The sequence below is a fragment of the Piezobacter thermophilus genome (genome assembly GCF_055386745.1).
On the sequence record NZ_AP042380.1, the window covers coordinates 2,191,051 to 2,216,220 of the forward strand.

Here is a 25,170-nt window from a genome sequence, read left to right on the forward strand (position 1 = left end):
TATCCTCTCCCGCAAGGGGGGACATCTCATGCGCAAGCTGCAGGTTCAGGGCGTACACCACATCACGCTGACCGGCGCCGACCGGCAGACCTCCATCGATTTCTGGGAGGGCGTGCTGGGAATGCCCCTGGTTTTCGAACAACCCAATCTCGACAACCCCGACGAAGGGCATCTCTACTTCGATCCGGGCGACGGGCGGCTGATCACCGTCTTCACCGACGAAAGCCGCACCCCCGACCGGCGCCGGACACCGACCGAGCCCGGCTGCGTTCACCATCTTGCCTTCAACGTGACCCGCGCGGTGTTCGGCCAGGCGGTCGAGAGGCTCGACGAACGCGGCATCGGCCATTCCGGCGTCCGCGACCGCGGCTTCATGGATTCGATCTATTTCAAGGATCCGCTGGGGCTGCTGATCGAGCTGGCCTGCTACAAGTTCTTCCCGCCCACCGGCTGCACCCATGCCGAAGTGCTGATCCGCGCCCACCGGCTGCGGGTGGAACGCGGCGACCGGGCGATCGGCGAGAGCCACCTGGCCGATGCGATCGAGATGATGGTGCGCGAACGGCAGCCTTCGATTTCTTTCGACCGCGACGCCAAAAACCCCTGGTGAGGCCTTCCCGCCGGCCTTTCATCATGGCAGGTTCGCGCCGAATCCGGGGGCACCCGGGAATGGCGCATCGGAGGGCGGGATGATCGATTTTCTGGTGATCGGCGGCGGCATCGCCGGCCTGTCGGCGGGGGCGCGGCTTTCGGCGCATGGGAGCGTGGTGCTGGTCGAGGCAGAAGAGGCGCTGGGCTACCACGCCTCGGGCCGGTCGGCGGCGCTCTACGAGGCCAGCTACGGCCTGCCCGCGACCGTGGCGCTGAACGTCGCCTCGGGCGCGTATCACCGCAACGCCAATGGCGGCTATCTCTCTGCGCGCGGGCTGCTGCTGGTCGGGCGCGAAGAGGACGAGGCCCGCTTCCGCCACGACCTGGACGATCTCGGCCTTGCTCCGATCACGGTTGACGAGGCGGTCGCGATGGTTCCGGTCCTGAACCGCGACAGGGTGGCGTTTGCCGCCCATCATGCCTCGGCCTGGGATATCGACACCGACCGGATGCTGCAGGATTTCGCCCGCGAGATCCGCCGCAATGGCGGGCAGGTCCTGACCCGCCATGCGGTCTGCGGGATCCGCCGCACGGACAGCGGCTGGGCGGTCGAGGCGGCCGGCGAAATCTTCGAGGCGCGCCTTCTGGTGAACGCCGCCGGCGCCTGGGCCGACGAGGTGGCCCGCATGGCCGGGGTGGCCCCCATCGGCATTACCCCGCTTCGGCGATCGATGGCACGACTGCCGGCACCGGGGGGGATGGACGTGACCGGCTGGCCGATGCTCATGGGCGCGGGCGAGGCGTGGTATGCCAAGCCCGATGCCGGCAAGCTGCTGGTGTCGCCTGCCGATGCCGATCCGGTCGAGCCGCACGACGCCTGGGCCGACGACATGGTTCTGGCCGAAGGGCTGGCGCGCTACGAAGAGATGGTGACCGAGCCGGTGAGGCGGGTGGAGACCAGCTGGGCCGGGCTGCGCAGCTTCGCCCCCGACAGGGCGCTGGTGCTGGGCCCCGACCCCAGCTGCCCGGATTTCGTCTGGAGCGCGGGACAGGGCGGCTATGGCTTCCAGACGGCGCCCGCGGCCTCGCGGCTACTGTGCGACCTGGTAACCGGGGCGGTGCCCGAGCTTGACGCGGCCACGGTGGCGGCGCTGCGTCCCGACAGGTTCCGGCCATGAACGGGCGCCGCCGGCCCGAGCCGCACAGCCTTGCGCTGCCGGGCGGGGGCGACAAGCTGTTCGCCCCCTCGGCGGCGCGCAACGTGGATGCGCTGTGCGATCTGCTGGAGCATGTGGCGCCGCCTGCGGGGCGGGCGCTGGAAATCGCCAGCGGCACCGGGCAGCACGTGGTGGCCTTTGCCGCCCGTCTGCCCGGCCTGCACTGGCAGCCCACGGAACCCGCGCCCGAACGGCGCGCCTCGATCGCCGCCCATATCGCCGAATCGGGGCTTGAGAACATCGCGGCCCCGATCCCTCTGGATGCCACCGCGCCGGGATGGGGGGCGCGGCATGGCGGGCAGGCGCTGGTCTTTCTGGCCAATCTTCTGCATCTGATTCCGATGCCGCAGGTGGCGGTTCTGGTCGCCGAGGCCGCCCGGGCACTGGCCCCCGGCGGGCGGCTGGTGATCTACGGCCCGTTCATGCGCGCAGGCGAGCTGACCAGCGATGGCGACCGTGCCTTTCATGCCTCTCTGGTCGCGCAGGATCCGGCGATCGGCTACAAGGACGATTTCGACGTCATCGACCTGATCCAGGAGGCCGGGCTGGAACTGGTCGAAGCGGTCGAGATGCCGGCCAACAACCTTGCCCTGGTTGCCGAGCACCCCCGCGCCTGATCCCGTCCTTTCGGGCGCCCGGAGAAATTGGCGCAGGCCGGTGGCGAGGGGCGCTGCCCCTCGCGCTCCCCGGAGTATTTTGGGCAAGAGGAAGAGGCGAGGAGGGCGGAATGCCATCCGCACGGTTGGCAGGGAGATTCCGAGTGACTTCGGAAGAGATTTGTCCAGGTTCGGACCTGACCGAAGTCAAGGCCGGCGGCGGCGGGGCCTGTTCTGTTTCGACCGAAACGGAAACACCGGACGAAGCGGACAGGAGAGTCGCCGATGAACATGCAAGAAGAAATTGGTGCCCGGGAAAACTGGCGCGAGAAGCTCTCGGCCACCCGCAACCGGTTGCGCAATCTCAACCGGGCCATCCCCGAGACCACCCGCGCCTTCGGGGCCTTGGGAAAGGCGGTCAAGGGCAGCGATGCGCCGGACTTCAAGACCAAGGAACTGGTGGCCCTGGGCATTTCGGTGGCAGAGCACTGCGAACCGTGCATCGCGTTGCATGTGGAGGCTCTGGTGAAGGCCGGTGCCTCCCGCGAGGAAGTGGCCGGCGTGCTGGCCATGTGCATCCAGATGGGGGGCGGCCCGGCCATGATGTATGCCGCCCGCGCTCTGGAATGCTATGACGAGCTGACCGCGGACTGATCCGCGGACTGGCCCGCCCGGCCGGAGACAACCACGAAGGACGGCGCGGCCCGCACCCCTGATGCAGCCCGCGCCGTGCGGTGGTCTGCCAGCGTCACCCGTCCTTGCGGATCGCCTCGTTCTTCGGGTCGTAGGGGCTGTCGGGCACCACCTCGGCATCCCAGAGCCGGTCGAACATCCTGACCTTCAGCTTCTGCCCCGGCTCGGCGAGGTCGGGCTTGACATAGCCCATGGCGATCGACTTGCCGAAAGCCACCGACCAGCCGCCCGAGGTCAGCCGCCCGACCTTGGTATCCCCGTCATAGAGCGCCTCACGCCCCCAAGGGTCGGCATCCTCGGGGCCGTCGATCAGAAGCGTCACGCATTTGCTGCGGATGCCGGTCTCCTCCATCGCCTGCTTGCCGTGAAAATCCTTGTCGAGATCCACGAACCGGTCCAGCCCGGCCTCGAGCGGGGTGGCGTCGCGGCCCAGCTCGGTGCCGAAGGCGCGATAGGATTTCTCCTGCCTGAGCCAGTTCTGCGCCCGCGCGCCCACCAGCTTCAGGCCGTGTTTGCCGCCCGCCTCCATGAGACGGTCCCACAGGTAGGTGCTCATCTCGATGGGGTGGTGCAGTTCCCAGCCCAGCTCGCCCGTATAGGCCACGCGGATCGCGCGCACCGGGCACATCATCAGTTCGATATTGCGCATCGACAGCCACGGGAAGCGGGCGTTCGACAGCACCGTGGCCGGGTCCGCGTCGCGGACCAGTTCGTTCAGCACGTCGCGCGTCTTCGGCCCGGCAATGGCGAAGACGCCCCACTGGGTGGTCACGTCCTGCACCTCGATATAGCCGAACTCGTCCGCTTTGTCCGCCGCTGCCTTGCGCAGCCAGTCGCCGTCATAGGCCGCCCATGCCCCGGCCGAGACAAGATAGTATTCGTTCTCGTCCAGCCGCACGATGGTGTATTCGGTACGCGTGGTGCCGGCATCGGTCAGCGCATAGGTCAGGTTGATCCGCCCCACCTTCGGCAGGCGGTTGGTGGTGAACCAGTCGAGGAAGGCCGTCGCGCCGGGGCCCTTGACCACATGCTTGGCAAAGGCGGTGGCGTCGATCAGGCCCACGCCCTCGCGGATCGCGCGCGCCTCGGCCTCGGCATATTGCCACCAGCCACCGCGGCGGAAGGAGCGCGCCTTTTCGTCGAAATCCTCCGGCGCGCCGACGGGACCGTAATAGTTCGGCCGCTCCCACCCATTCACCTGCCCGAACTGCGCGCCCAGCGCCTTCTGCCGGTCGTAAACCGGCGCGGTGCGCAGCGGCCGGCAGGCGGGGCGTTCCTCGTCGGGGTGGTGCAGGATGTAGACGTGTTCGTAGCATTCCTCGTTCTTGCGCGCGGCGTATTCGGTGGTCATCCAGTCGCCGCCATACCGTTTCGGATCGAGGCTGGCCATGTCGATCTCGGCCTCGCCCTCGACCATCATCTGGGCAAGGTAATAGCCGGTGCCGCCGGCCGCCGTGATGCCGAAGCTGAACCCCTCGGCCAGCCACATGTTGCGCAGCCCCGGCGCCGGGCCGACCAGCGGGTTGCCGTCGGGGGTGTAACAGATCGGGCCGTTGAAATCGTCCTTCAGACCCACCGTTTCGGTCGAGGGGATGCGGTGGATCATGCTCATGTATTCTTCCTCGATCCGATCCAGATCCAGCGGAAAAAGATCGGCACGGAAGCTTTCGGGCACGTCGTAGAGGAACCGCGCCGGCGCGCCGCGCTCGTAGGGGCCGAGGATCCAGCCGCCGCGCTCCTCGCGCACATACCACTTCGCATCGGCATCGCGCAGGACGGGATGCTCGGGGTTGCCGGCCTCGCGCCACGCCACCAGCGCCGGGTCGGGCTCGGTCACGATATACTGGTGCTCGACCGGGATTGCCGGGATCTTGATCCCCAGCAGCCGCGCGGTGCGCTGGGCATGGTTGCCGGTGGCGGTCACCACATGCTCGGCGGTGATCACCACCCGTTCGTCGGTGGGCACCAGATTGCCGCCCTTCTCGGCCATCTTCGTGACCGTGACCTGCCACTCCGCGCCGGTCCAGGCGTAGCCGTCCACCTGCCAGCGGCGCTCGATTACCACGCCGCGCTGACGCGCGCCCCTGGCCATGGCCTGGGTCACATCCGCCGGGTTGATGTAGCCATCGGTCGGGTGATAGAGCGCGCCCTCCAGATCCTCGGTCCGCACCAGCGGCCAGCGTTCCCTGATCTGCGCCGGCGTCAGCCACTCGTAGGGAATGCCCACGGTCTCGGCGGTCGAGGCGTAAAGCATGTACTCGTCCATGCGCTCCCGCGTCTGGGCCATGCGCAGATTGCCGACCACGTAGAAGCCGGGGTTCAGCCCCGTCTCCTCCTCCAGCGTCTTGTAGAATTTCACGCTGTAGTCGTGGATATGGCTGGTCGCATAGGACATGTTGAACAGCGGCAACAGCCCGGCCGCATGCCAGGTGGAGCCCGCCGTCAACTCGTCGCGCTCCAGCAGCATGACATCCTGCCAGCCGGCACGCGCCAGATGATAGGCGATCGAGGTGCCGATGGCGCCGCCACCGACCACCAGTGCCTTGACATGGGTTTTCATGGGCCCGTTCTCCCGATTGTATCCGCTGACTCAGGTTTATGCCGAACGGGGGCGCAGCGCGCCAAGTCCATCCGACCTGTCAGGTTGAAAAAGCGACGTGCAGAGGCCGCCCCCTGCCCCTCCCCACCTTCCTCTTGCCGAAAATACTCCCGCCGGAGGCATGGCGCGCACGCGCCATTCCGCGCCGCCTGCGGCGCGGCGGGGATTTGAAACCGGAGAGAAACGGAGTAGACAGGAACATTGCAGGAACATACGGGATTCGGATGATCGCGCAGCTTCTCTCCCACGCCCCGCGGCAGGCCGGAACGCCGGTCAGGCTTCAGGAGGGCATCGAACTGGCCCGCGGCCGCGTGCACGAAGCCTGCGGCCCGGCCCGGCACGGTTTCGCGGCCCGGCTGGCGGGGCGGATGCATGGGCCGGTCCTGTGGATCGCGCCGGACTGGGGGGTGGAGCGGCTTCACGCCGAAGGGCTGCACCCCTTCGCCGATCCGGCGCGGTTCCTCTTCGTCGCGCCGCGCCGGGCTGCCGACCTGCTGTGGTGCGCCGAAGAGGCGCTGCGCGCGGGCGTCGTGCCCCTGGTGGTGGCGGATCTGCCCGCCGTGCCGGACCTGACGCCCGTGCGGCGGCTGCAGCTGGCCGCCGAGGCCGGGATGGAACAGGGGGCGGAACGGGGCGTGGTACCGCTCGGCCTGTTGCTGACCCCCGGCGATGGCGGCGCGCGCGGGGTCGAAAGCCGCTGGCACATGACCCCGGCCCATGCCGGCCCGATCCGGGCCTGGCGGCTGGAGCGACGCCACGCCCGGACCGCACCCCCGAAAACCTGGCACATCACCCAGCCCGTCCCTCCGGCCGGGCCGGCTGCATCCGATTGGCAGATTGCGCCCTGACAATCCGGTGAGACATGCGAGAAAAGGCACGCGGACGGCCCGGCAAGGGTGTAGGCTGCCGCAAAGCGACTGATGAAGGAGACGGGACACGGTGCCGACACGCAGAACATTCCTCGCGACCCTGGCCGCCGGCGCCCTGTTTTCGGCCGCCCCGCCCTCCGATGGTGCCCGGGCCGCCCCCATCCGCTATGACCTCGACCCGGACTCGACCCGGGTGCAGTTCGGCTTTCGTCTTGCCGGAACGCGCCAGCGCGGCATCGTGCCGGTCGAAAGCGCCGATATCGTGATCGACCCGGCCAACCTTGCCGCCAGCCGCATCGATGTCCGGCTGCGCACCGCGCAGATGCGCACCGGGCTGTTCTATGCCACGCAGGCCCTGACCGGCCCGCTGATGCTGGATGTGGCGCGCTATCCCACCGCCCGCTTCGTCTCGACCCGGGTCCGGCTCGGCGCCGAGGGCCGCCTGTCGGGCGGGGCGCGCCTGCGCGGGTTGCTGACGCTCAAGGACCGGACCCGGCCGGTCGAGCTGGTCGCCGAACTCTACCGCCCGCGCGGCAGCGCACCTGACGATCTGAGCGAACTGACCGTCCGCCTGACCGGGCTGATCAGCCGCAAGGCCTTCGGCCTGACCGGATATGCCGATCTGGTCCCGGATCCCGTCACCATCGAGATCTCGGCCACCATCCGCGCCCGCCGCTAGAGTCCGCCGCTGATCCCTGCGCGCCCCGCGCCGCCGGGCACCGGCGGCGCGAGAAACGCGCGCAAACGACACCGGAATGTCGAAAACGCAGAAGCCGCGCCTGCCGCTACCGTCAAGGTGGCTAGGGTCATGCGCCTGATCCTGTCCTTTGCCGCCCTTTTCCTGTCCATTTTCCTGCTGCAGCTGTCGTCGGGCGGGGTGGGGCCGCTCGACGCGCTGTCGGGGCTGCAACTGGGTTTTTCGCGGGCCCAGATCGGAATGCTCGGATCGGCGCATTTCCTCGGCTTCTTCGTCGGCTGCTGGTGGGCGCCGCGGGTGATGGGCAGCGTCGGCCACTCGCGCGCCTTCGCCGCCTTTACCGCGGCCGGCGCCATCGGCCTGATGGCGCACATGCTGGTGACCGACCCCTATGCCTGGTCGGTGATGCGCGTGGCCACCGGGTTCAGCATCGCCGGCTGCTACACCGTGATCGAGGCCTGGCTTCAGGCACGGATTTCAAACGACGTCCGCGCCCGCGCGATGGGGGTCTATCGCGTGGTGGACATGAGCGGCTCGCTGGTGGCGCAGATGATGATCGCGGTGCTGGAGCCGGCCAGCTACATCTCGTACAACATCCTGGCCATCCTGTGCAGCGCCGCGTTGCTGCCGCTGACCCTGACCCGGCTGCCGCAGCCCGAAACCCCCGCCGCCCCGCGCCTGCGCCCGAAGCTGGCGCTGGAGAAATCGCCGCTGGCGGTGGCCGGGGTGATCGTGGCGGCGGTGTCCCTGGCCTCGTTTCGCATGGTCGGTCCGGTCTACGGGCAGGAGGTGGGGCTGAGTGCCGGCCAGATCGCGTGGTTCCTGTCCGCCTTCGTGCTGGGCGGGGCGCTGGCCCAGTTCCCGGTGGGCTGGATCGCCGACAGCTTCGACCGCAGATGGGTGCTGACCTGGCTGTCGCTGGCCTCGGTGGTCAGCTCGGCGCTGACCGTGGCGGCCCAGGATCTGGGCACCGCCGCGATCATGTCAGCGGCCTTCGTCTTCGGCCTGACCACCTTTCCCATCTTCTCGGTGGCCTCCGCCCACGCCCACGACTTCGCCGAATCGTCCGAACGGGTCGAACTGTCAGCAGCGCTGATGTTCGTCTATGCGCTGGGCGCGATCGCGGCGCCGTGGCTGACCTCGCTGCTGATCGAGCTTGCCGGCCCCCCGGCCATGTTCACGATGATCGGGGTGGTACATCTGCTGCTTGCCGCCACCGGCTTTGCCCGCATGATGGCACGACCGTCACCGGGCCGGCGCACCCGCTATGTCTATGCCCCGCGCACGACCTTCCTGATCGGTCGGCTGCTGCGGCGCCAGCGCGAGGAAAACGGCGCCCGGCGCGCCCCCCGGGGCGAAAAACTCGGGGGGTGACGGGCATCTGCCGGTGGGGTACACACGGCCCCGCGCAACCACATGGCAGGCAGGGACATGGCACGCATTCTCATCACCTCGGCGCTTCCCTACATCAACGGGATCAAGCATCTGGGCAATCTCGTCGGCAGCCAGCTGCCGGCCGATCTCTATGCGCGCTACATGCGCGCGCGCGGCCACGAGGTGATGTTCATCTGCGCCACCGACGAACACGGCACCCCGGCCGAGATCGCCGCCCAGAAAGCCGGCAAGCCAGTGGCCGAATACTGCGCCGAAATGCACGACGTCCAGGCCGACATCGCCCGCCGCTTCGGGCTGAGCTTCGATCATTTCGGGCGCTCTTCATCCGCCCGCAACCGGGTGCTGACCCAGCATCTGGCGCGCCGGCTGGGCGAAAACGGGCTGATCGAGGTGGTGACCGAGAAACAGGTCTACTCGAAGGCCGACGGCCGCTTCCTGCCCGACCGGTATATCGAGGGCACCTGCCCCAATTGCGGCTACGAACGCGCCCGCGGCGACCAGTGCGAGGAATGCACCAAGCAGCTCGACCCCACCGACCTGATCAACCCGCGCAGCGCGATTTCGGGCTCGACCGACCTCGAGGTGCGCGAGACGAAGCACCTCTTCCTGCGCCAGTCCAGGCTGCGCGACAGGCTGGACGCCTGGATCGACTCGCAATCCGGCTGGCCGGTGCTGACCACCTCGATCGCCAAGAAATGGCTGCATGACGGAGACGGGCTTCAGGACCGCGGCATCACCCGCGACCTTGACTGGGGCATCCCCGCCCAGTTCCCCGGCGCCCCGTGGGAGGGGATGGAGGGCAAGGTCTTCTACGTCTGGTTCGACGCCCCCATCGAATATATCGGCGCCACCGCCGAATGGGCCGATGCGCACGGCCTGGACGACACCGCGTGGGAGCGCTGGTGGCGCACCGACAAGGGCGCGGACGACGTGCGCTATGTCCAGTTCATGGGCAAGGACAACGTGCCCTTCCATACCCTGTCCTTTCCCGCCACCCTGATCGGCTCGGAAGAGCCGTGGAAGCTGGTCGATTACATCAAGTCGTTCAACTACCTCAACTATGACGGCGGGCAGTTCTCGACCAGCCAGGGCCGCGGGGTGTTCATGGACCAGGCGCTGGAGCTGCTGCCGGCGGATTACTGGCGCTGGTGGCTGCTCAGCCATGCGCCGGAAAACTCCGACAGCGAATTCACCTGGGAAAACTTCCAGGCCTCGGTGAACAAGGACCTGGCCGACGTGCTGGGCAATTTCGTCTCCCGCGTGACCAAGTTCTGCCGGTCGAAATTCGGCGAGTCGGTGCCCGAGGGCGGCGCGTGGAGCGACACGGAACGCGCCCTCATCGACGACCTGGGAGGCCGGGTTCGCAGCTACGAACGCCTGATGGAAGCGATGGAGATCCGCAAGGCCGCGCAGGAGCTGCGGGCGATCTGGGTTGCCGGCAACGAATATCTGCAATCGGCCGCCCCCTGGGCCGCGTTCAAGACCGATCCCGAACGCGCCGCCGCCATCATCCGCCTGTCGTTGAACCTGATCCGCCTCTACGCGGTACTGAGTGCACCCTTCATCCCCTTCACCAGCGCCCGGATGCTCGCGGCCATGGGCTCTGCCGACGATGCCTGGCCACAGGATCTGGAAGCGGCGCTGACCGTGCTGAAGCCCGGCCACACCTTCACGGTTCCCGATGTGCTGTTCGCCAAGATCGCCGACGACCAGCGCGCGGACTGGCAGGCCCGCTTCGCGGGGCGGCGGGGCTGAGCCCGTCCCCTTCGCGGTCAGTCCACGATCGGCTGCGAGATGACCACCCGTTCGGGCTGCGGGGTTGCCGCGGCGCGGGCCTGGTGGCCGATATCGGCGCAGGCACCATAATCTCCGCCCACGCAGGCGGCCTTCATCTTCTGCCAGCTTTCAGGATATTGCGACGTGCCGCTGCCGCAGGCGGCGACGATGAACGTGAAACCCCAGAACAGTCTTTTCATATCAACCCCCGGAAATGGCTTCGGGCATTGTGTTGAAATTTCGTCAACGAGTCACCGCCTGCCCGGTTTCGACCGCCCTTTTGCCCCAAAATTGCCTGATTTGCCCAATTTGATGGAAACGATACGACAAAAAAACAGGCTCTGTTCACGAATTTGAATCAATGGCCCGGCCCAGGGCACCGCTCCGCGATGTTCCCCGGCCAAGGGTGCCACCCCGCCCGCCCCCGAGGCGCATACTTAACCTGCGCCCCGCAACCAAGACACCACGAGATGCAGGAGGGCAACACAAGTCGTGGAAGATTGCACCCCGATACCACCCATATATGGGGAACAGCTTGCCCATGGAGGGAAAATGCATCAATGTGAGACGTGAGGCCGGAAGGGATGAGGGGTGAGTCCCCGCCGGTCGCAACGACAAAGCCAGGCCACGGGCGCGGACGTGAGCCGGGTCAATAACAATCATCCGAAATCTTCCAGTTCATCACGAGCAACAAGAGGTAAAGAGTATGCCATCATTTTTCGATCTGTTTCCGGGTAACGCGTGGCCTGAAGGCACGCCGTTCAGCGACAGCGGTACGCTGAACGCGGCGCTGAACATCACCAAGGCCCGGGGCCTGGGCGGCGATGACCAGATCCGCGGGAATTCTCTTCAGAACCTGATCTACGGCAATCGCGGCATGGATCTGCTGCGCGGGGAAGGCGACGACGACACCCTGTTCGGCGGAGCCGATGACGATGCGCTTATCGGCGACGGGATCACCCCCGACCCGCTGACCGACGGGAACGACTATGTGAACGGCGGCGCCGGCGACGATGTCATGGCCGGCGTGGGCGGCGACGATCTGATCGTCGGCTCCATCGGCGACGATATCGGCATGGGCGGCACCGGCAATGACCGCATGTTCGGCAATGGCCGGATCAGCTTCGAACCCGGCACCACCGACGACGATTTTCTTGCCGGCGGCGATGGCGACGACACGATCTTCGGCAACTGGGGAAATGACAGCCTGTTCGGGCAGCTGGGCGACGACAAGATCTACGCCGGCGATGGAGATGACAGCGTCTCCGGAGGCGAAGGCGACGATTCGCTTTACGGACAGCTGGGCAACGACCTGATCGCCGGCAATGCCGGGGCGGACTACATCAATGGCGGCGCCGGTCAAGACACCCTTTTCGGCGGCTCCGACGGCGACACGATCCGCGGCAACGGAGGCGACGACTGGCTTCATGGCAATGAAGGCGACGATGCGCTTCTGGGCCAGCGGGGAAATGACGAGATCTATGGCGGCGGCGGCAAGGACAACATCAAGGGCGGCGGCGGCGACGACCGGATCGACGGCCAGTGGGGCGACGATGTCATCGAGGGTAACGACAATGCCGACTGCATCTATGGCGGCGACGGCAACGACCTGATCTATGGCGACAATGCCGATGGTCAGCCCGCACAGGGCCGCGCCACCGACCTGATCGACGGCGGCACCGGCAACGACACGATCTTTGCCGGCGAAGATGCCGACCAGGTGCAGGGCGGAACCGGCGACGACTCCATCTTCGGTCAGACCGGCAACGACACCCTGGCCGGTGGTGACGGCGATGACACCGTCAGCGGCGGCGATGGCGATGACGATATCAACGGCGATGCCGGCAACGATGTCCTCAACGGCGACAACGGCTGGGACGAGATCTCGGGCGGCAGCGGCATGGACCTCATCCACGGCGGGAATGGCAACGATCTGCTCTGCGGCGGCGAGGACAATGACTCGGTCTATGGCGACAGCGGCGACGACCGTGCCTATGGCGACAGCGGCGATGACTATGTCGATGGCGGCAGGGGCAATGACCAGCTCTTCGGCGGTGAAGGCAACGACACCCTGTTCGGCGACTTCGGCAACGACCTGCTGCTGGGCGGTGTCACCTATGATCAGGTGCCCGATGACGACTATCTCGACGGTGGCAAGGGCAATGACATCCTGATCGCCGACGAGGGCACCGACACGCTGCGCGGCGGTGGCGACGGGGACGATTTCGTCTTCGGCTACGAGCTGAACGGTACCGTGACCACCGATGCCGACTGGAACAACCGCGTGGTTGACTTCGACGTGGACAATGGTGATCGCCTGGTCTTCCACACGACCCTGATGGGTGAGCTGAGCGCCACCATCGTCAACGGCACCGATGTCGAAATCTCTTGGGATCCGGCGGGACCGGATGATGGCGGTTCGGTGATCGTCGAGGGCCTGGTGACCGAGTACGAGAACAAAGGCATAGATCTGACCGATCCGCTGTTCAGCGATGCGCAGCTGCTCGAGTTCCTGCTCAAGGGCGGTCTGGATGCCGACGGCAAGGGCGTGATCGTGTTCGAGGACGTGGAAGTCTGGACCGAGCCCTGCACCCCGGATCAGCCCGATGTCGCATGGGACGGCACCCCCTGGTACCGCACCGCGGGCACCCTGGCTGTGGACGAAGGGAAGGTGTTCGGAGATACGCTCATCAACCTCACCGAGCGCGACATGATCGACTTTTTCATGGATCTCGACGCCAACATCTACGACGCCGATCCCGACGACGGTCTGCTCAACTTCAACCTTTACGCCGAATAGGCGGTCATCCGGGCCCGACCCGGCGATGACCGGTGGCACTCCGGCACCGCCCCCCCTGAAGGGGGCGGTGTCATTCTGTGCGGGCACGCGGCGCCCGTCGGCCCAGCATCCATTTGCCTTCGGGCCAGAAGGCATGGAAGGCAAAGGCGAACATGATGTCGTGGATCACGTCGCGACCCTGCGCGTCGCGCACGCGGATCGATCCCACGTCGCGCCCGCGCGCGATCCGGCTGGTATCCAGCGCCGAAGCCTGCCCCGAGGTCCAGCTTATCACGAGCCCCGCCTCGCGGATCTCGCCTTCGCGCGACAGCCGGGTGAGCGGCCAGGCGCGGTCCCCGACCCGCACCACGCGCTCAAGTGGCGCAATGCCGAAGGGCGGGTTTTCGCCGCTGTAGAGGAACGGCCGCGCCGAACTGTCATAGCCGGTATAGGGATTGAACCCGTAGCGGCGGGCGAAACCGGGCTGGTCCATCACCAGCCCGTCGGGATTGCGGGCGCGGAACTCGGCCCAGCTTTCCGTCCATGTGGGCAGGATCCGAAGCTGCGTACCGGTCAGCTCGCCGACGATCGCTTCGCCCAGCGCCTGTTGCCACCAGCTTTCGGTCTCGCGGTCGTACATGATGAGGTTGGACAGGCGCAGCTTGCCGGTGACACCGAAGCTGAGCGTGCCGCTTTCGGTCCGGCGGTCGAAGGTCAGGCCGGTATTGCACAGCGGGCACCAGGTCACCGCGACAGGCACGCCGCCTACCGTGTCGTTGACGATCTCGTGCCAGATCAGGTAGCGCATCGGGTAGGCCCGAGCCTTTTCGCCGTCAATGCGTAGCGTGACCACCGGTTCGCGCGCGCCCAGCCGGGTTTCCTGCGCCGCGGGAATGAAGGGCGGATCGTCGAGCGCCGGAATCCCATCCCTTGGCGGCCCGCCATCGCGGATCTCCAGCCAGCTTTCGACGCTGGTCCTGTCGAAATTCGTTTTCGGCCACTCGTAGCGCCAGAAATCCGGGTTGGCCTGCGCCAGCGAGGCCGCAAACACCGCAATGATGGCCAGCAGGCGTAACATGGTCATGGCTTCCCCTCCGCTTTGCGCGACAGGGTGCGCCATTGGCGGCGGCGGGCACAGCCCTCCACACGCAGAATTGACGGATCGTGCACGCGGCCGGCAGGCGGTCAGCGGCGGGTTTCGGGGGCGCGCCCTTCGCGCGCATGGTGGCCGGTGGCCAGCCGGTAGATGCGCAGAAGGTCCTCCTCCGAGATATCCACGAAAGTATCGATCTCGCTCAGCGCGGCGACGAAATCGGCGTGGCTGATATCCGGATAGGTCTGCGCCGGCTCGGGCGGGGCAAGACGGGCGGGGTAGCGGCGCCATTTCAGGGGATAGTTGAAGGCAATCGCGATCAGCACCATCAGCACCGCCCCGAACCCCACCGGGAAGAGGATGAACAGGGCCCCGTAATCCGAAAGCGCCGGCCCGGCGATCACCGGGATCGCGGCGGTGGCGCCTCCGGGCGGGTGCAGGGCGTCAAGCGCATACATGGCCGAAATCGCCAGCCCCACCGCGACGCCCGCGGCAAGTGCCGTCCCGCCCAGAAGCGCATGCGCGCCGAAGCCGATGGCGGCAGAAACCATGTGGCCCGCGATCACGTTCCACGGCTGCGCAAGCTGACTTTTCGGCGCGGCAAACAGCAGAACCGCCGTCGCGCCCATGGATGCGATCAGCAACAGCCGCGAATGCAGTTCCGCTTCCAGCGTCCGGGTCAGGCCGAATACGGCCGCGATGGCCACAAAGCCCCCCAGGCCCGAAAGCAGGATTTCCTTCGCGGATGAGGTCCGCATCGCGCCCTCCCCCTTGCCGCGGGCCCCGGCAGGCACGGACGCCCGCCTGCCCGCTTGTCAGTCCTCGATCACGGTCACCTTCTTCATCACGTCGGGTCTTCCCACGACGGCCCCGTTGCGCCCGGTTCCGCGCTTGATCGCGTCCACCACCTCCATGCCCTCGATCACCTCGCCCACGACCGTGTACTGGCCGTTCAGATGCGGGGCCGGGGCGAACATGATGAAGAACTGCGAATTGGCGCTGTTCGGGTCGCGGGCGCGGGCCATGCCGACGGTGCCGCGCTCGAAGGGGATGTCCGAGAACTCGGCCTTCAGGTTCGGCAGGTCCGAGCCCCCACGCCCGGCCATGCGCATGTCGCCGCCCAGCCGGCCATACTGCACATCCCCCGTCTGGGCCATGAACCCGTCGATCACCCGGTGGAACACCACCCCGTCATAGGCGCCCGACCGGGCCAGCTCGGCCAGCCGGGCGGCGTGTTCGGGCGCCACGTCGTCGCGCAGGCGGATGGTGAAGCTGCCATTGGCGCCCTCGCCCTCGACCTCGATCTTCAGCTCGGTGGCCAGCGCGGGCGCGGCCACCAGCGCCAGAACCGCCGCCAGCCTAAGCATCGGCTGCCACCGTGACGCGGATCATCCGGTCCGGCACCGCCGGCGGCTCGCCCCGGGTGATGTTGTCCACGAATTCCATCCCCTCGATCACCCGGCCATAGACCGTGTACTGCCCGTTGAGGAAGTGATTGTCGGTGAAATTGATGAAGAACTGCGAATTGGCGCTGTCGGGGTTGGCCGAGCGCGCCGCCCCCAGCGTGCCCCGGTCATGGGGCAGGCTGGAGAACTCGGCCGGCAGGTCCGGCAGGTCCGAGCCGCCGGTGCCGGCCATGCGAAGGTTGAAACCCGATTCCATGTTGCCGTTCTTGACGTCGCCGGTCTGTGCCATGAAGCCGTCGATCACCCGGTGAAAGCAGACATTGTCATAGGCGCCGGCGCGGGCCAGCTCCTTCATCCGTTCGCAATGCTTCGGCGCCACGTCGGGCAGCAGTTCGATGACCACCGTACCGTCCTTGAGCTCGATGAGAATGGTATTTTCGGGATCCCTGATTTCGGCCATCCGGCCCTCCTGTCGCATGAGTGTCGGACCCTGTCTAGTCGCCGCGGGCCGCCTTGCCAAGGCGGAGCGGGCGGCAGGCGCGGGCCGCAAATGCCGCAGGGGGCGGCGCGGCCGGACACGGGCCGGGGCGAAAGGCCGCCCGAACTGGCCCCCAGGGGCTCTCAGTCGAAGACCGGCTTGCGGCCCTGCATCTGCGCAGAGACGACCTCGATCTGCTCGGGGCGGCCGATCAGCGCCGCCTGCTCGCGCGATTCGGCCAGCAGCACCTCGGCCCGGGGGGCGGTCTCGGCCAGCCCGATCAGCCGCTTGGCGGCGCGGATCGCGTTCGGGCCGCGCTCGGCAATCTGCCCGGCCAGCGCCAGCGCCTCGGCCAGCGGATCCTCGGCCAGGCGCGTCACCAGCCCCCAGCGCTCGGCCTGCACCCCATCCACCGGCTCAGCCGTGTAGGTCAGCAGCCGCAGCACGTCCGAACGCACCAGCCGCGGCAGCAGCACCATCCCGCCCATGTCGGGCACGATGCCCCATTTCATCTCCATCACCGCCAGCTGCGCCTGCGGGTGACAGATGCGGATGTCGGCGCCCAGCGCGATCTGCAGCCCGCCGCCGAAGACCGCCCCGTGCAGCGCCGCGATCACCGGCATCGGCAGGCGGCGCCACAGCAGCGCCAGCTCCTGCATCTCGTTGGCATCCCCGTGGCTGCGCGCAAGCAGCCACTCGCCCAGGTCGGCGCCGGCGGCCATCTTTCCGAAACTGGCCAGATCCAGCCCGGCGCAGAAGCAGCGCCCCTCGCCCGCAAGCACCACCGCGCGCGCGTCCGAGGCAGCGACTTCCTCGCCCGCGGCCAGGATCGCCTTCACCATCTCGCCATCCAGCGCGTTCATCTTGTCCGGCCGGGTCAGGGTGACGCGGGCGATGTGATCGTGAAAGCGGACGGATACGCGTGCCATGCGGGGCCTCCGGTAACATTGCTTCACGAGATTGCCGCGAAGCGCGCGGCCATTCCAGCGCGACGTGGGGGCACTTGCCCCGGCGGGGCGGTTGCGCATATTACCCGCCCATGACCACGCCCCGCTACACCCCGCTTGCCGCCCGCCTGCCCGCGACCGTGCCCTTCGTCGGCCCCGAGACCCAGGAACGCCAGCGCGGCGCCCCCTTCCGCGCCCGCATCGGCGCCAATGAAAGCGTGTTCGGCCCCTCGCCCCGCGCCATCGAGGCCATGGCCCACGCCGCGGCCGAGGTCTGGATGTATGGCGACCCGGAAAACCACGAGCTGCGCGCGGCGCTGGCCACCCATCATGGCGTCGCGCCCGAAAACGTGATGGTGGGCGAAGGGATCGACGGGCTGCTGGGCTACCTCGTGCGCCTGACCGTGGCGCCCGGCGACAGGGTGGTGACCTCGCTGGGTGCCTATCCCACCTTCAACTACCACGTGACCGGCTTTGGCGGCGAAATCCATACCGTGCCCTATCGTGACGACCACGAAGACCCCGAAGCCCTGTTCGCCAAGGCCGCCGAAGTCGGGGCCAAGCTGGTCTATCTGGCCAATCCCGACAATCCGATGGGCAGCTGGCACGAGGGGCGCGCCATCGCCGCCGCGCTGGAGGCACTGCCCGACGGCACGCTGCTGGTGCTGGACGAGGCCTATGTGGAATGCGCCCCCGAGGGCACCGCCCTGCAGGTTCGGATCGACGATCCGCGGGTGGTGCGGATGCGCACCTTTTCCAAGGCCTACGGCATGGCCGGGGCACGGGTGGGCTATGCCCTTGGCACGCGCGAGCTGATCGCCGCCTTCGACAAGGTGCGCAACCATTTCGGGATGAGCCGCATCGCACAGGCCGGGGCGCTGGCGGCGCTGGCCGATCAGGCATGGCTGGCCCATGTGCGGCAGGAAATCGCCGCCTCGCGCACCCGTCTTGCCGCAATCGCCCGCGACAACGGGCTGACGCCGCTGCCCTCGGCCACCAATTTCGTGACCATGGATTGCGGCCGGGACGAACACTTCGCCCGCGCCGTCGTTGCCGCACTCGCCACCCGCGGCGTGTTCGTGCGGATGCCCTTCGCCCCGCCCCAGAACCGCTGCATCCGGGCAAGCTGCGGCGGCGAGGCCGAGATGGAGGCCTTTGCCGAAGCCCTGCCCCAGGCCCTGGCCGAAGCCCGCGGGGATTGACGGAAGCTTCCCGTGCGGGGCTATACTGGCAGTGAAACGTCAGGACTTGCCCGATGCGGGATCGTGACATCAGATCTGCCCCGAATTACACCGTGCCCGCGCTGGCGATGGGCTGGGTCAACCTGACGCTGGCCCTTTTCCTGACAAGGGCCGAGTTCGGCTTCGTCCCCGCGCTGCTTTTCGCGGCAGCGATCCACCACGCGATCGGGCGCTGGGCGGCGATCCGCGCAGGACGCTGATCCCGGTCGGTCTCTTTTTGCCGATATGCCCGGCCGGCCCGCCACAGGCCTTGCGGTGGCGCGGGAAGGCGGGCAGACATCCCGGCCAGTTCGACAACATGACGGAGCCTCGAAACGTGATACGCGCCACTCTTCTGGGCCTTGCCCTGCTCGGCCTTGCCGCCTGCGAAACCACCAGGGGCGCGACCCGCGACCTGGAAAAGGCCGGGCACGCGATCAATTCGGCGGTGAAGGAAATCCGGAAGGACATCCGCAAGACGTTCTGACACCGGAGCATGTCGCTCAAAAGTGGGAACCGGTTTTGAGCTTCTCGGACATGCGAAAACAAGGGGTTGGAGCATGTCGTGTGAATGTGAATGAACGCGACATGCTCTATCGGGCGGGCGTGCCCTCAGGGCCGCCCGCCGCCAGTGAACCACAGCACCAGGTTCAACACCACCGACAGCACCACCGAAACCAGTATCGCGCTGGTGACGGGGATGAAGATGCGGGTGTTTTCGCGCTCGATCACGATGTCGCCGGGCAGCCGGCCCAGCCCGATCTTCGCCGCCAGCGGCCACAGGAGCCCGGCCAGGATCAGCACCACGCCGAGGGCGATCAGGAAACGCGACATGATCGACTCCTTCTTCCTCCGGTCCTTCCGGGGCAAGATGGGGCCGGGGCGCGGTTTGCGGAAGACCCCCGGCCGTCAGCCGTCCATCTTCAGCGCGTTGATGAAGGCCGATTGCGGGATCTCCACCTTGCCGAACTGACGCATCTTCTTCTTGCCGGCCTTCTGCTTTTCCAGCAGCTTGCGCTTGCGCGTGGCGTCGCCGCCATAGCATTTGGCGGTCACGTCCTTGCGCAGGGCCGAGAGCGTCTCGCGCGCGATGACCTTGCCGCCGATGGCCGCCTGGATGGGGATCTTGAACATGTGGCGCGGGATCAGCTCCTTGAGCTTTTCCACCATGGCCCGCCCACGCGCCAGGGCCCGGTCGCGATGGACCATGACCGACAGCGCATCCACCGGCTCCTCGTTGACGAGGATCTGCATCTTCACCAGGTTGTCGGGCCGGTAGCCGGTCAGCTGATAGTCGAAGGAGGCATAGCCGCGGGTGACCGATTTCAGCCGGTCGTAGAAGTCGAACACCACCTCGTTCAGCGGCAGGTCATAGACCACCATCGCCCGGTTGCCGGCATAGGTGAGCTCAAGCTGGATCCCCCGCCGGTCCTGGCACAGCTTCAGCACATCGCCGAGAAACTCGTCCGGCACCAGGATCGTCGCCTTGATGCGGGGCTCTTCGATATGGTCGATATGGGTCGGGTCGGGCATGTCGGCGGGGTTGTGCAGCTCGCGCATGGTCCCGTCCTTCATGTAGACGTGATAGACCACCGAGGGCGCGGTGGTGATCAGATCGATATCATATTCGCGCTCGATCCGGTCGCGGATCACCTCCAGATGCAGCAGTCCCAGAAAGCCGCAGCGGAAACCGAATCCCAGCGCGGCGGAGGTCTCCATCTCGAAGCTGAAGGAGGCATCGTTCAGCGCCAGCTTCTCGATGGCGTCGCGCAGATCCTCGAATTCGGCGCTGTCCACCGGAAAGAGGCCGCAGAACACCACCGGCTGGGCCGGCTTGAATCCGGGCAGCGCCTCGGCGCAGGGGCGGCGGTCATGGGTGATGGTGTCGCCCACGCGGGTATCGCGGACCTGCTTGATCGAGGCGGTCAGAAAGCCGATCTCGCCCGGCCCCAGGGACTCGACGGCCTCCATCTGGGGGCGAAAGACGCCGATGCGGTCCACCCCGTAGATGGCGCCGGTGGACATCATGCGGATGCGGTCGCCCTTCTTCAGCACCCCGTCCATGATCCGCACCAGGACGATCACGCCCAGATAGCTGTCATACCACGAATCCACCAGCATCGCCTTGAGCGGCGCGTCGCGCTCGCCCTGCGGGGGGGGAAGCTCGCGCACGATGGCCTCCAGCACCTCGTGAATGCCCTCGCCGGTCTTGGCGCTGACCCGGATGGCGCCCGAGGCGTCGATGCCGATGACCTCCTCGATCTGCTCGGCCACCCGGTCGCAGTCCGAGGCCGGCAGGTCGATCTTGTTCAGAACGGGGACGATCTCGTGATCGGCCTCGATGGCCTGATAGACATTGGCCAGCGTCTGCGCCTCGACGCCCTGGGTCGAATCCACCACCAGCAGCGAGCCCTCCACCGCACGCATCGAGCGCGACACCTCATAGGCGAAATCCACATGCCCCGGCGTGTCGATCAGATTCAGCACGTAATGCTCGCCGTCATCGGCGGTGTAGTCGATGCGAACCGTGTTGGCCTTGATGGTGATTCCGCGCTCGCGCTCGATATCCATGCTGTCGAGCAGCTGCTCCTTCATGTCGCGGTCCTCGACCGTGCCGGTCTCCTGGATCAGGCGGTCGGCAAGGGTGGATTTGCCATGGTCGATATGGGCGACGATGGAGAAATTGCGGATATGGGCAAGATCGGTCATGGCAGGGGATATGGATGGCTTGCGTCACCCCGTCAAGCGCGTAAGCACCCCCCGCGGACGCGCGCCGGCATTGCCCCGGTTGTCCGCGAAAAATCCCCATTCTCGCCCGATTTGACGCCTAGCCTTTCCCCCAGGGCAGATCCGGGAAAGGGCGCCTTCGCGGCGTGAGAGGTATTGGCAAGCTATTCGATATTCGTTCTGGGCGAATCCCGGATGACGATTTCCGGTAACGAGCAACTCGACGGCCTGACCCAGGGCGACGGGTCACACCTGGTCGGGCACACGATCACGCTGAACGCTCCCGACTGGACCGAGGTCAGAATCCGCGATGGCAACGGCGACGACCACGATCACCACCACGATGACGACGACCACGAAACCGACGTCAATTTCCAGGACAATGACGGCGACCAGCGGCTGGACGGCGACCAGATCATCGACGGGGTGCTCTATCCCGACGGCACCACGGTCGAGGCGGAATACGGACTCACGCTCAGCGACGGGGAAAACACATGGGAGGCGATCGGCTTCAACCTGAACAATTCCTCGCCCGCCTATGCGACGGTCGAGGGGCTGGCCTTCATCGGCGGCCCCGGCGGCTTTCCACCGGTCGGCGTCCCTCTGACCGTCATCGACGCGCATGAGGGACCGAACCACGAGGCCGCCGCTCATGCCACGCCGATCTGCTTTGGCCGCGGCACGCTGATCGACACGCCACGCGGGGCCCGCCCGATCGACATGCTGGCCGTGGGCGAGCTGATCTGCACGCGCGACAACGGCCTGCAGCCGGTGCGCTGGGTCGGCGGCCGTCACGCGCTGGGCGTGGGCCGGTTCGCCCCGGTCGAGATCGCCGCCGGGGTTCTGAGGGCCACCGCGCCGCTGCGGGTGTCGCGCCAGCACCGGCTGTTGCTGTGCAGCCCGGCCGCCTCGCTGCTGTTTGGTGAATCGGAAGTCTTCGCCCCCGCCTGCCACCTGGCTGACGGGCGCGGGATCCGCATCATCCCGGGCGTGCGGATCGAATATTTCCACATCCTGCTGGAACGGCACGAGGTAATCCGCGCCAACGGGGTCGAAACCGAAACCCTGCAACTGTCGGACATGGGCGCCGACACGCGGCATTTCTTCCCCGAACTGGCACAGCTTCGCCGCCCGGCCATGCCACCGGCCCGCCGCGTGCTGCGCCGGTTCGAAACCGACCTGCTGCGCAGCTCGGCGCCCAAGATTGCACGCGCACCGTCCTTGCGTCATACTGCGTGACAGCCCGCGCCGCGAACGATGCGGGAGCTACGGAAGAGGTCGAGCAATGAAACCCCTTGCCGCGATCCTTGCCGCGATCATCGGCCTGGAACTTGTCCCGGCAGCCCCGGCCGCCGCCGGCGTCATAGAACGGGCCTGCCGGCTCAGCGACAGCCCCTCGGCGACGCCCGAGCTGTGCAGCTGCATCCAGAAGGTCGCCGATCGCAACCTGAACATGTTCGAGCGGCGCAAGGTCGCCAAATGGTTCAACGATCCCGACCTGTCGCAAAAGGCCCGCCAGTCGCACCGCAAACGCGACAGGAAGCTGTGGGAACGCTACAAGGCCTTCGGCGAGGAGGCACGCCAGACCTGCGGCTGATGCACGGCGCCGAATGGCGCGGCGGACGATCCGCCCGGGCACCGCACCCTGACATGCGGGCATCCGCACCAGCCGGCGCCACGGGCGTCACCCCCCACCACCCGCCGCCCGCAGGGGCGGTGGCCCCGACAGCCGGATATCGGCGGTCCGGGCATGGCCCTCCATGCCCTCGGCCCGGCTGATCGCGGCGGTGGCACGGGCAAGCGCAGGCAGGGCGCGCCCATCCACGCGCTGCCATGTGACCGTCTTGAGGAACTTGTGAACGCTCAGCCCCCCGGTATGGCGCGCCGCCCCCGAAGTGGGCAGAACGTGGTTGGGCCCCGCGGCCTTGTCGCCGAAGGCCACGGTCGTTTCGGCCCCCAGAAACAGCGACCCGTAGGCCCGCAGCCGCCCCCTCCACCAGTCGAGATCGGCGGCCTGAACGTGAAGATGCTCGGGCGCCTTGCGGTCGGCGGCCTGCGCCATCTCTTCCCGGTCGGCGCACAGCATCACCTCGCCCAGCGCGTCCCAGGCCGCCCGGGCCTGACCGGCATTCGGTTCGGGCAGTTCGGCAATGCAGCGCGGCACAAGGCGCAGGACCTCGCGTGCAAGCCGCCTGTCATCGGTCGCCAGCCAGACCGGCGAATTGCTTCCATGCTCGGCCTGACCGGCCAGATCCCAGGCCACGGTCAGCGGATCGGCCGTGGAATCGGCCACAATCATGCTGTCCGTCGGTCCGGCAACCATGTCGATGCCCACCGGGCCGAAAAGCTGGCGCTTGGCCTCGGCCACGAACCGGTTGCCCGGCCCCACGAGGATATCGGCCGGCGGGCAGCCGAACAGCCCGAACGCCATCGCCGCCACGCCCTGCACGCCGCCCAGGCAAAGCACGCGGTCGGCCCCGGCCAGCGTCATCGCATACAGCACCAGCGGGTGAATGCCCTGCCCATCGCGGGGCGGGGCGCAGGCGATCACCGTCTCGACCCCCGCCGCCCTGGCCGTGGCGATCGTCATCAGCGCCGAGGCCACATGCGCATATCGCCCGCCGGGCACATAGGCTCCGGCGACGCAGACCGGGATCTGCCTTTGCCCGGCAAACAGGCCGGGGCGCAGTTCCACCTCGAACGCCACCGCGCTGGCGCGCTGCGCCTCGGCAAAGCGGCGGATGTTGTCATGGGCATAGCCGATCTGCGCGCGCAGGGCCGCCGGCACCTGCGCAGCCGCCGCCTCCATCCGCGCGCGGGAGACCACCACTTCGCCGCGCCAGCCATCCAGCCGGCGCGCATATTCCAGCGCCGCCCGCTCTCCCTCCGCCCGTATCCGGGCCAGCATGTCGCGAACCGTCCCGGCGGTATCATCCGCCAGACGAGGCGGAAGACCCGGCGCGATTTTCAGATGCTCGATGGACATGGGCGGCAATCCCGGATTGACTGCACTTGACGTGAGGGCAGTATCAGTTTCGGAAAAGGCAAAACTCTGGAGACTCTCCGATGGCGATCAGAGGCATCACGCTGCGTGGCCTCGAAGTGTTCGAGGCGCTGGCGCGCACCGGTTCGGTCGCCCGGGCGGCCGAGATCACCGGCCTCAGCCAACCCGCGGTTTCGCAGCAGATGCGCAACCTCGAAGCCGCGCTCGGCGCCGAGCTGGTGGACCACGCCCGCCGGCCGATGCGGCTGACCCCCGCAGGGCGCAGCTTTCTTGCTCATGCCGAGACGATCCTGTCGGAACTGCGCCTTGCGCAAAGCGAGCTGACGGTGATGGACCTGTCCCATCTCGGCACGCTGTCGATCGGGCTGATCGACGATTTCGACAACGACCTGACGCCGCGGCTGGCCACGATCCTGGCGGAAAACCTCACCCGTTCGCGGTTCAAGCTGATTACCGCGCCCAGCGCCGACATATCGCGCGCGGTGCAATCGAGGCACCTGCATCTGGGCATCGCCGCCTCGACCGGAGAGGTTCTCGACGGCGTGATAGAATACCCGCTGGTGCGCGACCCCTTCATCCTCGTGGCGCCGAAGGACAGCTTTGCGGATGCCGATGACCTTGCACAGGCGCTGAAGGGCCTGCCCCTGCTGCGATATTCGCACGAACAACTCATCAGTCGGCAGATCGAGGCCCATCTGGCCCGGCAGAAACTCGTGTTCGAGGACCGTTTTCAGATCGGCAGCCACTTCGCCCTGATGGCGATGGTGGCGCGACGCATCGGCTGGGCGATCACCACCCCGCTGGGCTACATGCGCACGCGGCGCTTCCACGACGCCATCGACGCCTTTCCCCTGCCCTTTGCCGCCTTTTCCCGCACCATCTCGCTGTTTGCCGGGGCCGACTGGTCCGACCGGGTGCCCCGCGACGTGGCCCACACGGTGCAGGGGCTGGTCCTCTCCGAGATGATCGAACCCGCCATCTCCCGGCTGCCATGGCTGGCCGGCGAATTGCGACTGCTGGAACACTGACGGCACCCTCGCGCCGCGCCGGAAAAGGCGCGAGGGGCAGTCCTGGATCGGGATG

The 25,170-nt window shown here is 67.4% G+C and carries 25 protein-coding genes; 15 read left to right on the forward strand and 10 right to left on the reverse strand.

Annotated features, from left to right (window positions below; genetic code table 11):
• Window positions 1-28 precede the first annotated feature (28 nt).
• The 4 genes from ACZ5CM_RS10590 (at window position 29) to ACZ5CM_RS10605 (ending at window position 3,058) form a co-directional block, all read left to right on the forward strand.
• Window positions 29-610, forward strand: a complete 582-nt coding sequence (locus ACZ5CM_RS10590; protein WP_464638497.1) for a VOC family protein — start codon at window positions 29-31, stop codon at window positions 608-610.
• A 79-nt stretch (window positions 611-689) separates the two neighbouring features.
• Complete coding sequence (locus ACZ5CM_RS10595) at window positions 690-1,769, forward strand: NAD(P)/FAD-dependent oxidoreductase (protein WP_464638499.1); 1,080 nt, start codon at window positions 690-692, stop codon at window positions 1,767-1,769.
• A complete protein-coding gene (locus ACZ5CM_RS10600) occupies window positions 1,766-2,425 on the forward strand; it encodes a DUF938 domain-containing protein (protein WP_464638502.1) in 660 nt (219 codons plus the stop codon). Before ACZ5CM_RS10595 ends, ACZ5CM_RS10600 begins: the two co-directional genes overlap by 4 nt.
• Before the next feature lie 264 nt (window positions 2,426-2,689).
• Window positions 2,690-3,058 (forward strand): carboxymuconolactone decarboxylase family protein, encoded by a 369-nt coding sequence (locus ACZ5CM_RS10605; RefSeq protein WP_464638504.1) that lies wholly within the window; start codon window positions 2,690-2,692, stop codon window positions 3,056-3,058.
• A gap of 94 nt (window positions 3,059-3,152) precedes the next feature.
• Here ACZ5CM_RS10605 and ACZ5CM_RS10610 read toward each other — a convergent pair whose 3' ends face one another.
• On the reverse strand, window positions 3,153-5,657 hold the full coding sequence (locus tag ACZ5CM_RS10610; protein ID WP_464638507.1) for a GcvT family protein: 2,505 nt from the start codon (window positions 5,655-5,657) through the stop codon (window positions 3,153-3,155).
• A 263-nt stretch (window positions 5,658-5,920) separates the two neighbouring features.
• Between ACZ5CM_RS10610 and ACZ5CM_RS10615 the strand changes: the two genes are divergently transcribed.
• The 4 genes from ACZ5CM_RS10615 (at window position 5,921) to metG (ending at window position 10,412) form a co-directional block, all read left to right on the forward strand.
• Entirely contained in the window at window positions 5,921-6,544 is a 624-nt protein-coding gene (locus ACZ5CM_RS10615; protein ID WP_464638509.1) for an ImuA family protein, read from the forward strand.
• A 91-nt stretch (window positions 6,545-6,635) separates the two neighbouring features.
• Window positions 6,636-7,244, forward strand: coding sequence for a YceI family protein (locus ACZ5CM_RS10620; protein WP_464638512.1), 609 nt, complete (start codon window positions 6,636-6,638; stop codon window positions 7,242-7,244).
• Between the two features lie 129 nt (window positions 7,245-7,373).
• Window positions 7,374-8,636 (forward strand): MFS transporter, encoded by a 1,263-nt coding sequence (locus tag ACZ5CM_RS10625; protein ID WP_464642581.1) that lies wholly within the window; start codon window positions 7,374-7,376, stop codon window positions 8,634-8,636.
• 57 nt (window positions 8,637-8,693) lie between these two features.
• Window positions 8,694-10,412 (forward strand): methionine--tRNA ligase, encoded by a 1,719-nt coding sequence (gene metG / locus ACZ5CM_RS10630; protein WP_464638515.1) that lies wholly within the window; start codon window positions 8,694-8,696, stop codon window positions 10,410-10,412.
• 17 nt (window positions 10,413-10,429) lie between these two features.
• Here the strand turns inward: metG and ACZ5CM_RS10635 are convergent, their stop codons facing one another.
• Window positions 10,430-10,633: a hypothetical protein gene (locus ACZ5CM_RS10635; RefSeq protein ID WP_464638517.1), complete on the reverse strand. Its 204-nt coding sequence runs from the start codon at window positions 10,631-10,633 to the stop codon at window positions 10,430-10,432.
• Window positions 10,634-11,139: 506 nt separating this feature from the next.
• Here ACZ5CM_RS10635 and ACZ5CM_RS10640 point away from each other — a divergent pair.
• A complete protein-coding gene (locus tag ACZ5CM_RS10640) occupies window positions 11,140-13,233 on the forward strand; it encodes a calcium-binding protein (protein ID WP_464638520.1) in 2,094 nt (697 codons plus the stop codon).
• 70 nt (window positions 13,234-13,303) lie between these two features.
• On the opposite strand, the gene ACZ5CM_RS10645 is transcribed toward ACZ5CM_RS10640, so the two are convergent.
• From ACZ5CM_RS10645 to ACZ5CM_RS10665, 5 genes are all read right to left on the reverse strand, one after another.
• Window positions 13,304-14,296: a DUF3179 domain-containing protein gene (locus ACZ5CM_RS10645; protein WP_464638522.1), complete on the reverse strand. Its 993-nt coding sequence runs from the start codon at window positions 14,294-14,296 to the stop codon at window positions 13,304-13,306.
• A 101-nt stretch (window positions 14,297-14,397) separates the two neighbouring features.
• On the reverse strand, window positions 14,398-15,063 hold the full coding sequence (locus tag ACZ5CM_RS10650) for an HPP family protein (protein ID WP_464638525.1): 666 nt from the start codon (window positions 15,061-15,063) through the stop codon (window positions 14,398-14,400).
• 57 nt (window positions 15,064-15,120) lie between these two features.
• The gene (locus tag ACZ5CM_RS10655) at window positions 15,121-15,672 is read right to left on the reverse strand and encodes a peptidylprolyl isomerase (RefSeq protein ID WP_464638527.1); all 552 of its coding nucleotides are present in this window, start codon (window positions 15,670-15,672) and stop codon (window positions 15,121-15,123) included.
• On the reverse strand, window positions 15,665-16,171 hold the full coding sequence (locus ACZ5CM_RS10660) for a peptidylprolyl isomerase (protein ID WP_464638529.1): 507 nt from the start codon (window positions 16,169-16,171) through the stop codon (window positions 15,665-15,667). Before ACZ5CM_RS10660 ends, ACZ5CM_RS10655 begins: the two co-directional genes overlap by 8 nt.
• A gap of 161 nt (window positions 16,172-16,332) precedes the next feature.
• Window positions 16,333-17,118, reverse strand: coding sequence for a crotonase/enoyl-CoA hydratase family protein (locus tag ACZ5CM_RS10665; RefSeq protein WP_464638531.1), 786 nt, complete (start codon window positions 17,116-17,118; stop codon window positions 16,333-16,335).
• A 110-nt stretch (window positions 17,119-17,228) separates the two neighbouring features.
• Between ACZ5CM_RS10665 and ACZ5CM_RS10670 the strand changes: the two genes are divergently transcribed.
• From ACZ5CM_RS10670 to ACZ5CM_RS10680, 3 genes are all read left to right on the forward strand, one after another.
• Window positions 17,229-18,338 carry a pyridoxal phosphate-dependent aminotransferase gene (locus tag ACZ5CM_RS10670; protein ID WP_464638533.1) on the forward strand — a complete coding sequence of 370 codons (1,110 nt, stop codon included), beginning with the start codon at window positions 17,229-17,231 and terminating at the stop codon, window positions 18,336-18,338.
• A 53-nt stretch (window positions 18,339-18,391) separates the two neighbouring features.
• A complete protein-coding gene (locus ACZ5CM_RS10675; protein WP_464638535.1) occupies window positions 18,392-18,577 on the forward strand; it encodes a hypothetical protein in 186 nt (61 codons plus the stop codon).
• 98 nt (window positions 18,578-18,675) lie between these two features.
• Window positions 18,676-18,843, forward strand: coding sequence for an entericidin A/B family lipoprotein (locus ACZ5CM_RS10680; protein WP_464638537.1), 168 nt, complete (start codon window positions 18,676-18,678; stop codon window positions 18,841-18,843).
• A gap of 125 nt (window positions 18,844-18,968) precedes the next feature.
• On the opposite strand, the gene ACZ5CM_RS10685 is transcribed toward ACZ5CM_RS10680, so the two are convergent.
• Both ACZ5CM_RS10685 and lepA read right to left on the reverse strand, forming a co-directional pair.
• Window positions 18,969-19,190, reverse strand: coding sequence for a DUF2905 domain-containing protein (locus ACZ5CM_RS10685; RefSeq protein WP_464638539.1), 222 nt, complete (start codon window positions 19,188-19,190; stop codon window positions 18,969-18,971).
• Window positions 19,191-19,265: 75 nt separating this feature from the next.
• Window positions 19,266-21,065, reverse strand: a complete 1,800-nt coding sequence (gene lepA / locus ACZ5CM_RS10690) for a translation elongation factor 4 (RefSeq protein WP_464638541.1) — start codon at window positions 21,063-21,065, stop codon at window positions 19,266-19,268.
• A gap of 213 nt (window positions 21,066-21,278) precedes the next feature.
• On the opposite strand from lepA, the gene ACZ5CM_RS10695 reads away from it, so the two are divergent.
• Window positions 21,279-22,322: a Hint domain-containing protein gene (locus tag ACZ5CM_RS10695; RefSeq protein WP_464638543.1), complete on the forward strand. Its 1,044-nt coding sequence runs from the start codon at window positions 21,279-21,281 to the stop codon at window positions 22,320-22,322.
• A 46-nt stretch (window positions 22,323-22,368) separates the two neighbouring features.
• On the forward strand, window positions 22,369-22,680 hold the full coding sequence (locus ACZ5CM_RS10700) for a hypothetical protein (protein WP_464638545.1): 312 nt from the start codon (window positions 22,369-22,371) through the stop codon (window positions 22,678-22,680).
• 87 nt (window positions 22,681-22,767) lie between these two features.
• Here the strand turns inward: ACZ5CM_RS10700 and hisD are convergent, their stop codons facing one another.
• Entirely contained in the window at window positions 22,768-24,069 is a 1,302-nt protein-coding gene (gene hisD / locus ACZ5CM_RS10705; RefSeq protein ID WP_464638547.1) for a histidinol dehydrogenase, read from the reverse strand.
• A gap of 80 nt (window positions 24,070-24,149) precedes the next feature.
• On the opposite strand from hisD, the gene ACZ5CM_RS10710 reads away from it, so the two are divergent.
• Complete coding sequence (locus ACZ5CM_RS10710; RefSeq protein WP_464638549.1) at window positions 24,150-25,115, forward strand: LysR family transcriptional regulator; 966 nt, start codon at window positions 24,150-24,152, stop codon at window positions 25,113-25,115.
• Window positions 25,116-25,170: the final 55 nt, after the last annotated feature.